Source organism: Desulfovibrio desulfuricans DSM 642 (assembly GCF_000420465.1).
GTDB lineage: Bacteria > Desulfobacterota > Desulfovibrionia > Desulfovibrionales > Desulfovibrionaceae > Desulfovibrio > Desulfovibrio desulfuricans.
Window position 1 is genome coordinate 34269 of the sequence record NZ_ATUZ01000016.1, and the last position, 11820, is coordinate 46088.

General features: G+C 58.8%; 12 protein-coding genes. 4 read left to right on the forward strand and 8 right to left on the reverse strand.

Annotation, left to right across the window (positions count from 1 at the left end):
- Positions 1-151 precede the first annotated feature (151 nt).
- The 3 genes from pstA to G449_RS0111460 form a co-directional block, all read right to left on the reverse strand.
- Positions 152-970, reverse strand: a complete 819-nt coding sequence (gene pstA, locus G449_RS0111450; protein WP_034605657.1) for a phosphate ABC transporter permease PstA — start codon at positions 968-970, stop codon at positions 152-154.
- A 231-nt stretch (positions 971-1201) separates the two neighbouring features.
- On the reverse strand, positions 1202-2092 hold the full coding sequence (gene pstC, locus G449_RS0111455; RefSeq protein ID WP_022659453.1) for a phosphate ABC transporter permease subunit PstC: 891 nt from the start codon (positions 2090-2092) through the stop codon (positions 1202-1204).
- An 85-nt stretch (positions 2093-2177) separates the two neighbouring features.
- A complete protein-coding gene (locus tag G449_RS0111460) occupies positions 2178-2996 on the reverse strand; it encodes a PstS family phosphate ABC transporter substrate-binding protein (RefSeq protein WP_022659454.1) in 819 nt (272 codons plus the stop codon).
- Positions 2997-3242: 246 nt separating this feature from the next.
- Here G449_RS0111460 and G449_RS0111465 point away from each other — a divergent pair, with 246 nt between their 5' ends.
- The 4 genes from G449_RS0111465 to phoU all read left to right on the forward strand — a co-directional run bounded on the left by G449_RS0111465 (position 3243) and on the right by phoU (position 7630).
- Positions 3243-3920, forward strand: a complete 678-nt coding sequence (locus tag G449_RS0111465; protein ID WP_022659455.1) for a response regulator — start codon at positions 3243-3245, stop codon at positions 3918-3920.
- 145 nt (positions 3921-4065) lie between these two features.
- Positions 4066-5943, forward strand: coding sequence for a sensor histidine kinase (locus G449_RS0111470; protein WP_027180947.1), 1878 nt, complete (start codon positions 4066-4068; stop codon positions 5941-5943).
- Entirely contained in the window at positions 5940-6695 is a 756-nt protein-coding gene (gene pstB, locus G449_RS0111475; RefSeq protein WP_022659457.1) for a phosphate ABC transporter ATP-binding protein PstB, read from the forward strand. Before G449_RS0111470 ends, pstB begins: the two co-directional genes overlap by 4 nt.
- Before the next feature lie 107 nt (positions 6696-6802).
- The gene (phoU, locus tag G449_RS16945; protein ID WP_022659459.1) at positions 6803-7630 is read left to right on the forward strand and encodes a phosphate signaling complex protein PhoU; all 828 of its coding nucleotides are present in this window, start codon (positions 6803-6805) and stop codon (positions 7628-7630) included.
- An 83-nt stretch (positions 7631-7713) separates the two neighbouring features.
- Here the strand turns inward: phoU and dapA are convergent, their stop codons facing one another.
- The 5 genes from dapA to prfB all read right to left on the reverse strand — a co-directional run bounded on the left by dapA (position 7714) and on the right by prfB (position 11805).
- The gene (dapA, locus tag G449_RS0111485) at positions 7714-8592 is read right to left on the reverse strand and encodes a 4-hydroxy-tetrahydrodipicolinate synthase (protein WP_022659460.1); all 879 of its coding nucleotides are present in this window, start codon (positions 8590-8592) and stop codon (positions 7714-7716) included.
- Positions 8593-8708: 116 nt separating this feature from the next.
- Positions 8709-8984, reverse strand: coding sequence for an HU family DNA-binding protein (locus G449_RS0111490; protein WP_022659461.1), 276 nt, complete (start codon positions 8982-8984; stop codon positions 8709-8711).
- Positions 8985-9098: 114 nt separating this feature from the next.
- Complete coding sequence (locus G449_RS0111495) at positions 9099-9911, reverse strand: MinD/ParA family protein (protein ID WP_022659462.1); 813 nt, start codon at positions 9909-9911, stop codon at positions 9099-9101.
- Positions 9911-10708, reverse strand: a complete 798-nt coding sequence (locus G449_RS0111500; RefSeq protein WP_022659463.1) for a nucleotidyl cyclase domain-containing protein — start codon at positions 10706-10708, stop codon at positions 9911-9913. Before G449_RS0111500 ends, G449_RS0111495 begins: the two co-directional genes overlap by 1 nt.
- Positions 10692-11805 (reverse strand): peptide chain release factor 2 gene (gene prfB, locus G449_RS0111505; RefSeq protein WP_108702586.1). Its coding sequence is split into 2 segments (ribosomal slippage): positions 10692-11729 and positions 11731-11805, totalling 1113 coding nucleotides; the frame shifts between segments, so codons are not numbered across the junction. Before prfB ends, G449_RS0111500 begins: the two co-directional genes overlap by 17 nt.
- Positions 11806-11820 lie beyond the last annotated feature (15 nt).

Below are 11820 nucleotides of genomic sequence, written 5' to 3' on the forward strand. Positions count from 1 at the left end.
AATCCAGCCCGATGGTGCAGCCATGCAGCAGCTGCCCCTTGCTTTTAGCCATCAGGGCAAGGCCAATACGACCAGAGCCCGCTTGCGCGGGCTCTGACAGAGAGGAGGGAAGGAGAGGGTATTGGAGTTTGGAGGAGGGAGGGTGTGAGAATTAGTAGCGTTTCTGCAACCTGTCTCGCAGAATGATGGCAAGCAGGTTCATGCCCAGTACCAGCAAGAGCAGCACGAGGCCGGTGCCGTATTGCAGGGGGCGTGTCTTGTCGATTTCCGTACCTGCCGTGGCAAGAACATACATATGGTAGGGAAGCGCCATGACCGGGCTGAATATGGAATCCGGCCCCTTGGGCATATAGAATACCGAAGCTGTAAACATGATGGCGGCGGTTTCGCCCGCGGCTCGCGCCACTCCAAGAATGGCCCCAGTGAGCATGCCGGGCAGCGCGCATGGCAAAATAACGCGGGCAATGGTCTGCGATTTGGTTGCGCCCAAAGCCAGCGAGGCCTCGCGGTATGTGTCCGGCACATTGCGCAGGGCTTCCTCGGCTGTGCCGATAATGACTGGCAGTGTCAGAACCGCAAGGGTAAGCACGCCAGAAAGAATACTTACGCCAAATCCGCAGAAGGTAACAAAAAATGAAAGCCCGAACAGGCCAAAAACCACAGAAGGCACACCCGCAAGGTTGTTGACCCCCAGACGCACAAAGCGGGCAAAGGCGTTGCGCTTGGCGTATTCATTGAGGTACACGGCGGAGGCCACGCCCAGAGGAAACGCCAGCAAGAGGGAACCCAGCGACAGAATTGCCGTGCCGACGATGCAAGGGAATATGCCGCCCTGGGTCATCATCTGTCGGGGGGCCTCGGTCAGGAACGACCAGCTTAAGGCAGGCAAGCCGTTTTGCAGCAAAAAAGCGCATACGGCCAGCAGTGCCAGCACGTTGCAGGCGGCAATCGCGCGCAACAGCCAGAACATGAAGGTCTGGTACTGCCCGCGGCCCTTGCCGCTGGCAAATTGCAGGCGCGCACCTTCTTCGCGCGGCGGTTCGTCCGCATCGTGGTGTTTGAGGTCTGCTTCCAGAGGGCGCGGTGTGAGTTTGATGCTCGGCCCGGCGGAAGGAACAGGGGTAAGGCGGCTGGTGGCTGACATGGATTTTTCCTCGTTCTGAACTGGCGTCATACTGTGCAACCTTGCAACACTGTGCGTTTACAGGCTGGAGGTTCCCACCTGACGGTGCTTTTCGGCAATATAACCGGCGGCCAGGTTGAAGCTCAGCGTCAGGAAAAAGAGTACAATGCCAATAGCAAACAGCGCGTGGTAGTGTTCGCTGCGGAAGGCGGCCTCCGCCATTTCAGCGGCAATACTGGCAGGCATGGGCCGCACCGGGTCAAGCAGCGAGGTGGGGATGATGCCAGCCCCGCCAGCAACCATCAGCACCACCATGGTTTCACCAATGGCGCGCGACATGCCAAGCATCACAGCCGTGCCTATGCCCGAAAGAGCGGCAGGAATAACCACTCGCACGGTTGTCTGCCAACGGGTCGCGCCAAGTGCCAGCGATGCCTCGCGCAGGTCGCGTGGCACGCCGAACAGTGCGTCTTCAGACACGGAACAGATGGTCGGCACGCTCATGAGCGCCAGTACCAGCGAGGCATTGAGCAGATTCAGCCCTGTGGCGGCATCCAGATAATCCTGCAAGAAGGGCGCAAGCACCACCATGCCCAGAAAGCCCAGCACAACCGAGGGCAATGCCGCCAGCAGCTCCACAAAGGGCTTGATGACGCGCCGTACGTTGGGGTGGGCGATTTCCGTCAGGTAAACCGCCGTCAGCACCCCCATGGGCACCGCCAGCAGGGACGAAAGTACCGTCACCGCCAGTGAGGCCACCAGCAGGGGGAATATGCCGAACAATCCCGGTTCCTCAGTCGGATACCAGAGGTTGCCGAACAGAAAATTGAGGAAGGGGTATTCGCTGAAAAGCGGCAGGCCTTCCATGAAGAGAAAAATGACAATACCAGCCAGAGCCAGCAGCGAGCTGCCTGCCATGGTGGTAAGGGTGACGCGCACCGCTTTTTCCTTGATGTCTCTGGAGCGCATTGCGCTTTCTCCCCGGCGGGTTGCGGGAGGCTCATGCCGTCCCGCTCCGCCGATGCTGTGGGTGTAACGCGGGTAGTAAGTCTACCTACTTGCCCAGGGGCACATAACCCACTTCAAGCACGTTCTTCTGGCCCTTGCCGGGATCCAGCAGGTAATCAACAAAAGCCTTGGCACCGCCAGCAGGCGCGCCGTTGGTGAAGACAAAAAGTTCGCGGGCGATGGGCCACTGCTTGGAAAGGGCAGTCTGGGCGGTGGCGGTCACATCATTGACCTTGAGGCCCTTGGTGGACTTGTCGAGGTAACCCAGGCCAACATAGCCGAGGGCGTTCTTGTTCTTGGAAACGGCCTGCACCACAGCGCCGTTGGAGGCCTGCATGAGAGCAGCGGGGTTAACGCGCTCTTCCTTCATGATAAGTTCCTGCCAGCATTCAAAGGTGCCGGAGGACGTATCGCGCGAGATAACAACGATCTTGCCGTCCTGGCCGCCAATTTCCTTCCAGTTGGTGATCTTGCCGGCATAAATGTCGCGCAGCTGGCCAGTGGTGAGGGCGGCAACCGGGTTGGCGGGGTTGACCACAGGCACGATGGCGTCAATAGCAACAACAACGCGGTTGGGGGTCACGCCGTTTTTCTTGGCGGCTTCAACTTCCTTTTCCTTGATGTCGCGCGAGCTCATGGCGATGTCGCACTGCTTTTCAATGAGTGCCTTGATGCCGTTGCCGGAACCGCCGCCTGAAATGCTCAGTTCCACATCGGGGTGGGAGGCCATGAAAGCTTCGCCAGCTTTCTGAACCACAGGAAGAACAGTGGTGGAACCGTTGATGACGACCTGTTGGGCAGCCATGGCAGGAGCGCTGAGGCTCAGAACCGTGAGGGCGGTGGCGAGCAGTTTTCCGATAGACATGGATTATCTCCTTGGTTTCTGGTGTTGGTGCCGGGGCGTTTCCCGGTACGTTTCTCTTTTTGCCTGCCTCTGTTACAAAAATATGACGAAACGCAGAAGACTGCGTGAAGCTGCAATATGCGCAATTAACATTCTGAAATGTTACAGGTTATTTAAATTGTTTTCCGTCACGCAATTGTAACATGCCCTCCATCAGTTTGGCGCACAAAGCCGCTGTACTCTGTTTGCGTCATAGAGGTGAAACATATGAGCCAGCAAATACTGATAGTTGAAGACGAAGCCGACATTCGTGAACTTTTGCGTTTCAATCTTGAGCGCGAGGGATTCACAGTGCATGAAGCCGCCGATGGCACGCAGGGCCTGGCCCTTGCCCGGCAGCATACCCCCGACCTGGTGCTTCTTGATGTGATGCTGCCGGGTGTGGATGGATTTGAAGTGTGCCGCCGTCTTGGCGCGCAGGCTGAAACCTCCCACATCCCGGTGCTCATGCTCACCGCACGTGGTGAAGAAGTGGACCGGGTGGTGGGGCTGAGTCTTGGTGCCGATGATTATGTGGTCAAACCCTTCAGCGTCCGCGAGCTGATGTTGCGCGTCAAAGCCGTGCTGCGGCGCGGCGGGCGCAAGGTTGAAAGCCCTGTGCTTGAGCGGCATGGCATACGCCTGCGCACCGAGGCGCATTCCGCCGAAGTGGAAGGCGAATTGCTGAACCTCACGGCTACAGAATTCCGACTGCTTGAAGACCTGCTGCGGCATGCCGGATCAGTCCGCACCCGGGAGCAGCTCCTCAACAACGTGTGGGGCTATTCCTTTGAAGGGTATGCCCGAACCGTGGATACCCATGTGCGCAGGCTGCGCGCCAAGCTGGGCGAGGCGGCTCCCATGCTGGAGACCGTGCGCGGCGTCGGCTACCGCATCAAGGAATAAGGGCGCAGAGGCGGGAGCAGGGCGGTGCGCCAACGGTGGCGGGGCGTCTGGCTGATGGTGGACAGCGTTATCGTTTGATTGTTTTGAGGCTGCACATTTTCAAAATGTAATTGCCCACGACAGCATGTTACGAGTGAGAAAAACCATGCTTTCTTTCAGAACACGAATTTTTTGCAGCGTGCTTGCCGCAGCGCTCATTGCTTCGGGAATCGCCGTTTATTACGGCAGAGCTTCCTTTGAGCAGAGTCAGGTTGACGCGGCGCGCGAAAGGCTGTTGCGCGAAACTACGCTGTCTGCCGCTATTCTTGACAAGGCAGGGGCGAATCCTGAAGGCCTGCGCGAACTGGCGGCCATACTGAAAATGCCTCAGGAACGGCTTTCGCTCCTTGACAACAGCGGCAACGTGCTGGCCGACACCGCGCCGGGCGCGCAGCCGGTTTCCAAGCTCGACAACCATGCGGACAGGCCGGAGGTACGGGCTGCCATGCAGGGTGGGCAGGGATATTCCGTGCGTTCGAGCGGAACGCTGGGCACGGATATGGCGTATGCCTCGGTGCGCGTAAATGACGCGCGGCTGCTGCGCATTGCCTTGCCGCTGAACAATCTGCAGCAGGAAATTGAAAGCCGCGTGGCCGTATTCACCAGAATCGGCATTGTGACGCTGGTGCTCTCGCTGATTCTTGCGGGTCTGCTTTCCGGTGCGTTGCGCAATTCGCTTTCACAGATGGTCTCTGTGGTGGAAGCCATTTCACTGGGGAATTTTCAGCGGCGTTTGCGGCGTATTCCCGGCAGGGAATTTGCTCCGCTGGCTGAAGCTGTAAACCGCATGGCTGAAAATATTGAAGACCATGTACGAACGGCTGCTGAGCAGACATCCCAGCTTGAAAGCATACTGGAAACCATGAGCGACGGCGTATTGGTGTTGGGCCCGCATGGGCGCATCCGCCGCTGCAACCGAGCATTGGCTCGTGAATTTCCTGCTGCGGCATCGGCCTTGGGCGCGCAGGTGGTAGAAGTTATTCCATCTCCGCAGTTGCAGGCTGCTGTGGATGCGGCCATGGCCGCCTGCCCAGTGCCAGGTTCTGTGTCCAGCTCTGGGTCAGGCCAGGCAGACGCAGCGCAAAACAGCATTGCCACATCTGCGGAGCACGAAAGCGCTGCCGCTGGCGAAGAGCCCACGCTCAATCGAGAGCAGCGCTATCTGCAACTTGAGCTTTCGTCCGGGCAGGTCATGTCGGTATGCATTTCCCGCCCCTGCGGCCTTGAGCATCTGGGCCAGACAGGCGTGGGCGCGGTGGCGGTTTTCCACGATATTACAGAGCTTATACGGCTGGAGCGTGTGCGCCGCGATTTTGTGGCCAACGTGTCGCATGAGCTGCGCACCCCGCTGACTGCCATTCAGGGCTATGCCGAAACCCTCATCAGCCTGGACGCCTCGCCCGAATGCCGCCGCTTTGGCGAAATCATTCTGAAGCACGGGGTTTGCCTCAGCCGCATGGTGGACGATCTGCTCACCCTTGCCCGGCTGGAGGGCAAGACAGGTAGTCTGGAACTCAGCCCCACGGATCCCCGCGATGCCGTATCGCAAGCCGCGGGGATGTGCCGCGAAATGCTTGAGCGCCGTAAGTGTTCGGTGGTTGTGGATATCCCCGAAGACTGCCGCGTGATGGCAAGCCAGCCGCATCTGGCGCAGGTTTTCAGAAACCTTATTGAAAACGCGGGCCGTTACGCGCCGGAAGGCGGCGATGTTCGCATCAGTGCGCGCGTGAGCGGCCCGGATGTGGTTTTCCGCGTGGTGGATGACGGCCCCGGTATTCCCAAGGCCGATCTGGAGCGCATTTTTGAACGTTTTTATCAGGTGGAGCGGCACAGGGGCCAGGCAACTACCGGTCTTGGGCTGGCCATCTGCAAGCACATTGTTGAACGGCACGGTGGCCGCATACGGGCGGAAAGCCCGGCGCAAGACGGCAGCACGGCCCTTGTTTTCACCCTATCTTCCGTTTACGGAGCGGCACTTTCATGAACGAGCATCTGCTGGCACGCAACGTCAGTGTATACTACGGGCAAAACAAGGCCCTGCACGAAGTAAGCCTGAATTTTGAGCCGCGCAGGGTCACGGCCCTGATTGGCCCCTCGGGCTGTGGCAAATCAACCTTTTTGCGTTGTCTTAACCGCATGAACGACCTTGTTCCCGGCGCGCGCGTTGAAGGCGAAATCCTCCTGGATGGCCAGGACGTGAACCGTCCCGATACGGATGTGGTTTCGCTGCGCTGCCGTGTGGGCATGGTGTTTCAAAAGCCCAATCCCTTCCCCAAAACCATTTACGAAAACGTGGCCTACGGCCTACGCGTCAATGGCTTGCGGGACGAAAGCCTGATTGCCGAAAAAGTGGAGCTTTCCCTGCGCAGGGCCGCCATTTTTGAAGAAGTCAAAGACCGCCTGCAAAGCCCGGCGCTTGGGCTTTCCGGCGGGCAGCAGCAGCGCCTGTGCATTGCCCGTGCTCTGGCTGTGGAGCCGGAGGTGCTGCTCATGGACGAACCCGCCAGCGCCCTTGATCCCATTGCCACGCAAAAGATTGAAGAAAGCATCCGCGAACTGCGCGAATCGCTTTCCATCATCATTGTTACGCACAACATGCAACAGGCTGCCCGCGTTTCTGACTACACGGCATTTTTTTACATGGGCAGGCTTATTGAACACAACGCCACGGATGTCATGTTCACCAGACCGGCTAAAAAGCAGACGGAAGATTATATTACAGGCCGTTTTGGCTAACCGCCTGCTCTCGCAGCCGTCAGGACGTCATGTTCAAGCGCTGCCAGCGCGTCGAAGAGAGCGCAGGGCAGTTCACATTCAAGCGTAATTGTTCCGGGAGAACGATCATGCAGCAACAGGCCAATTATTTGCAACAACTGCTCGTATCACTGCGCACCAGGCTGCTGGTCATGTGCGCCAGCGTCGGCATTGCCCTGGAAGACGCCGGCAAGGCTATGGCTGCAGGTGATCCGGGTCGCGCGGCATCAGTCATTGAAAACGATGCCGCCATTGACGCTCTGGAAAATGAAATTGACGAGATGGCCCTGCAACTGCTTGCCCGCACACAGCCCGTTGCCGGAGATCTGCGTTTTGTGGTCAGTGCCCTGCGTATGGTGGTTGACCTTGAGCGCATTGGCGACGAGGCCGTGAGCATGGCCGAGCAGGCTATTCTGATGCAGGACAAGCCGGGCTTTGGGGTGATTCCCCATGTGCGCGAAATGTACTACAAGGCCAGCGAGGCTTTTGACCGCGCCGTGCGCGTGTTTCGCGAGAACAATGCGCAAGACGCCCTGCATATGCTGCGCGGCGATGAAGAGGCCGTGCAAAGCGAAGTGCGCATCATCCAGCAGATTATGGAAAGCCTTTCTGACCCTGATTCCAGCCTGGATCCCTATCAGGCCATGCACATCATACTAGTGACCCGCTCGCTCACGCGCGTGTGGCGGCGCTCCATCAACATTGCGGAGCAGGTCTACTTTATCAGCCAGGGTGAAAGCGTGAAGCACAAGGGTGATGAACGCGGCGAAGTGGCGCGCACTACTGGCGCTGTCCAGTCAGCCGGTATGGCTGACTACGCGTCCGGCACATCGTCGGTTTCCGCCATGCATGAGGACGCGGACGATGCGGCTGATGATGCGGCAGACGATATCGCTGGCCCTGAAGACCGCGCCTGATATCAGATTTTTATTGCAGGCTGAACGCAAAAGCCCCCGAACCTGCGAGGTTCGGGGGCTTTGTCATATCTGCTGCAGCAAGGCTAGATGAGGTTCTGCTGGCGCAGCACTTCAATGAGCTTTTGCTTGGTGCCTTCGGCCATGGGGCAGAGGGGCAGGCGGATTTCCGCTTCCATGCGGCCCATGAGCGCAAGCGCTGTCTTGGCCGGAATGGGATTGCTCTCAAAGAACAGGGCATCGTGCAGGGGAAAGAGCGCATGGTGGATACGCGCTGCTTCCTTGAGGTCGCCCTTGTTGAAGGCATTGCACATGGCTGCCACGCGGCCAGGCACAAGATTGGAGGTAACGGAGATGACGCCCTTGCCGCCAAGCGCCATGAGGGGCAGAGCGGTAAAGTCGTCGCCGGAGAGAACGCTGAAGTTCTCGGGGCAGCTTTCAAGCACGCGGCTGCCCTGAACCAGGTCGCCGGTGGCTTCCTTGACGCCCACAATGTTGGGGAAGTCGCGCGCCATACGGGCCAGAGTGGCGGGCAGCAGATTGCAACCCGTGCGGCCCGGCACGTTGTAGGGCACCAGAGGCATGTCCACAGCCTGGGCAATGGCCTTGAAGTGCTGGTACAGGCCTTCCTGGGTGGGCTTGTTGTAATAGGGGGTGATGAGCAGCGCACCATCGGCCCCGGCCTTTTGGGCAAACTTGGTCAGGCGGATGGCTTCCATGGTATTGTTGGAACCCGCGCCCGCCAGAACCGGAACACGGCCCTTGACCTGATCTATGCATATTTCAATGACCCTTTCGTGTTCCTCGTGGGTCAGGGTGGCGGATTCGCCCGTGGTGCCGCAGGGAACCAGACCGTGAATGCCTTCACTGATCTGGTGTTCAATAAATGCGCGGTATGCTTCTTCGTCCAGAGCGTTGTTTCTGAACGGGGTTACAAGCGCGGTCAATGCACCTGAAAATTGCATTACAGACTCCTGTGTGTCAGCGCGCTGCAAAAAGCGAACAAAAGCCCGCGCGAAGGTTTGACCCTCGCAGGCAGGCGGCCCCGCACGGGCCTCAGGTTCGGCAGCGCGTTACGGCCTTACTGATTGATAAATTCTTTCAATTCCTTGCCCGCTCGGAAAAAGGGCAGGCGTTTCGATTCAACAACGACACTTTCGCCGGTTTTAGGATTCCGGCCGGCGTAGCCTTCGTACTCCTTGATCTTGAAGCTGCCGAAGCCGCGTATTTCAATACGCTCTCCGGAAAGCAGAGATTTTTTCATTGCGTCAAAGAAGGTGTTGACCACCAACGACGCGTCGTCCAGAGGGATGTTGGTTTCGTCGGCCAGTGCCTTGATAAGCTCGCTCTTGTTCATCATGCCTCCGTGACCGCGTTACAAGTTTGCCCAACAGGGCGACAACGTCGGGCATTTATTAGTAATTCAACCCTATACCTTTTTCCAGACAAGGTAAACTGTTTGACAAAAAATCTAGTCCTGAACCGGAACAGGTTGCAAAATGTTGCGCGAGCCAAGCCAGTCAAGCATTCCCAGCCGGATGCGCTGCAAGCGCGAGGCCATATTCTGCAAATCCAGCGCAGCGGGGCTGCCCGGAGAGTGCATCATCAGCGGCTTTTGCAGGCAGACTGCTTCTGGCAATTTTTTGTCGGAGCGCACATGCCCCAGCAAAACAGGCTCTATGTGCAGAAAATGTTTGCACGCGCCGGAAAGTTTGTCGAATGAAGATTTTGCCTCGGCCTGGGAGGTTGCCTGATTGACCAGCACCATGAAGTCGCGCAGGCCGTAGCGGCTGTTAAGCACCTTGATGAGGGCGTAGCTGTCGGTCAGGGACGTGGGCTCGGGCGTGATGACAACGATGCGCACCGAAGCCATGGCGGCAAAGGTCTGCACCGTGCCGGAAATCCCCGCGCCGATATCCATGAAGACAAAGTCATATTTGTGCAGCACAGGTTCCAGCCGGGAGAGCAGCAGGTCGCGCGCGTCGGGCTGCAGCTCGGTCAGTTCCGGCACGCCAGACGCTGCGGGCAGCACGGCAAAGTCCTCGCCATCAATCTGGCAGAGCACGTCAGATACATCGGCTTCGCCCAAAAGGGCCGTCTGGAGGTTGCCTTCCGGCGTAATGCCCAGCAGCACGTCAAGATTCGCAAGACCCAGATCGCAATCCATCAACAGGGTTTTAAAACCCTGCTGGTGAAGGGCGCAGGCTATATTGAGCGACATGTTTGTTTTGCCCACCCCGCCTTTGCCGCTCAGCAGGGCAACGCTCAATGTCGTATTCGCCATCAGTTTCCCCCAAAGAAGAGAAATCGTTTTTCGCTGGAATGTACAAGGGTGGTTCTGGCGTCCAGGGCAGCACCACCCGCTATGCAAATGTGGCCGTGCTTTTGGGCCAGAGCCTCGTCCGTGGCCTGTGCGGCCTTGCCCAACAGGGCCTCGGGGGTTGGTCTGCCCCCCTGATCGGCGCAGGCTATGCCCAAGGCGCAATTGGCCTTTGCCGCACGCCTGCCCTTGCTGGCAATGGGAATTTCCGCTGCCCGGACAGCAAAGATTTTTTGTATCTGCTCGGCCATCAGGCGTGCGCGCAGCACGCTGACGCCGGGCAGGAGCAGGGCAAAGCGCCCAAGGCCGGTACAGCCAAGGGTATCGCATTCCTCGCGGCACTGCCGCAGGCAGTCCACAAGCAGGGTTTCCAGAGCCTGCACCGAGGCCTCGTCCAGATGCGCCTTGTCCAAAATAACGGCTTCAATCACCGCCAGATCGCCCCCAGTACGGGAAAGGCGCAACAGTTCGCGGCTTATCTGCACCGTAAACATTTCGGCCATGAGCAGGTGGGCAAGGTGGCCGGGGGCATTGCTGGGGCCGCCGCCAAGTTCCGGCAAAAGGCCGGGGCTGGCGGGCAGGGCGCACCAGCGCCCGGTGGGGTAGCGGCGCAAAAATTCCTGCCACCTGCTGACGTTGAAACCTGGCAACAGCCGGGCCACCAGCACAGATTCGCCGCTGTTGCGCGAAGCGGTGCCGTCTGCCTGCCGCAAGGCAAGCAGCTCGTTGGCAAGTGCGTCAAAATCAGCGTTGTTGCTCATGTCGGTGCAGCAGGTAATCGTGTTGGAACTGGTCGATCTGACCGTTCAAAACGCCTTCCACATCTCCGGCTTCGGAGCCGGTGCGGTGATCCTTGACCAGCCTGTAGGGCTGCAATGTGTATGTGCGGATCTGGCTGCCAAAGGCGATGGCGTCCTTGCCTGCGTAGTCCGCCTGCCGCTCAGCATCGCGTTTTTGCAGCTCTATGTTGTACAGGCGGGCGCGCAAAACGCGCATGGCCGTATCCTTGTTGTGGTGCTGCGATTTTTCGTTCTGGCACTGGGCGGTAACACCAGTGGGAATGTGGGTCACGCGCACAGCCGAACTTGTGGTGTTGACGCTTTGCCCGCCGGGGCCGCTGGAACGGAAAATGTCCACGCGGATGTCGGATTCCTTGATGTCCAGCTCAATATCGTTGCCCACGTCAGGGATGACGTCCACAGATGCAAAGGAGGTGTGGCGGCGGCCCGATGAATCGAAAGGCGAAATGCGGATAAGGCGGTGGATGCCGCGCTCGCTCTTGAGAAAGCCAAAGGCATGCGGCCCGGCAATGCGCATGGTAACACTTTTAACGCCCGCCTCATCGCCCGGCAGGTAATCCAGCTCTTCCACGGTGTACTTGTGGCGCGCAGCCCATCGAGTGTACATGCGCAGCAGCATTTCGGCCCAGTCCTGCGACTCCGTGCCGCCAGCGCCGGGGTGGATTTCAAGTATCGCGTCCTGACTGTCCTCCTCGCCGGAAAGCAGCATGACAAGCTCGGTTTCGTCCAGCAGGGCGGCAAGATTGCGGTTCTGCTGGTCAAGGGATTCCAGAGCTTCGGGGTCTTCGCTTTCAGAGGCCAGGGCCAGCCATTCGTTCATGTCGTCGTGGCAGGTCTTGAGGCGGCTGAGACGCTCGATTTCTTCTTCGAGACGCCGCTTTTCCTGCAAAACAGGGGTCAGCGCTTCGGGATTGTCCCATGCGCCGGGGCGGGAAATTTCGTGTTCGATGTCCTGCAGGCGCTTCTGGCTGGCGGCAACGTCAAAGACGCCCCCAGAGGGTGGCGAAACGTTGGGAAAGGGGCTGGCATGCGGCGCGCAGATCACTGAGTTGCAACATTGTGGATACTATGGG

Bases quoted from the DNA above. Each gene is read 5' to 3' on its own strand.
- pstA (WP_034605657.1), bottom strand. From the start codon at position 970: ATGTTCTGGCTGTTGCGCGCGATTGCCGCCTGCAACGTGCTGGCACTG.
- pstC (WP_022659453.1), bottom strand. From the start codon at position 2,092: ATGCGCTCCAGAGACATCAAGGAAAAAGCGGTGCGCGTCACCCTTACC.
- G449_RS0111460 (WP_022659454.1), bottom strand. From the start codon at position 2,996: ATGTCTATCGGAAAACTGCTCGCCACCGCCCTCACGGTTCTGAGCCTC.
- G449_RS0111465 (WP_022659455.1), top strand. From the start codon at position 3,243: ATGAGCCAGCAAATACTGATAGTTGAAGACGAAGCCGACATTCGTGAA.
- G449_RS0111470 (WP_027180947.1), top strand. From the start codon at position 4,066: ATGCTTTCTTTCAGAACACGAATTTTTTGCAGCGTGCTTGCCGCAGCG.
- pstB (WP_022659457.1), top strand. From the start codon at position 5,940: ATGAACGAGCATCTGCTGGCACGCAACGTCAGTGTATACTACGGGCAA.
- phoU (WP_022659459.1), top strand. From the start codon at position 6,803: ATGCAGCAACAGGCCAATTATTTGCAACAACTGCTCGTATCACTGCGC.
- dapA (WP_022659460.1), bottom strand. From the start codon at position 8,592: ATGCAATTTTCAGGTGCATTGACCGCGCTTGTAACCCCGTTCAGAAAC.
- G449_RS0111490 (WP_022659461.1), bottom strand. From the start codon at position 8,984: ATGAACAAGAGCGAGCTTATCAAGGCACTGGCCGACGAAACCAACATC.
- G449_RS0111495 (WP_022659462.1), bottom strand. From the start codon at position 9,911: ATGGCGAATACGACATTGAGCGTTGCCCTGCTGAGCGGCAAAGGCGGG.
- G449_RS0111500 (WP_022659463.1), bottom strand. From the start codon at position 10,708: ATGAGCAACAACGCTGATTTTGACGCACTTGCCAACGAGCTGCTTGCC.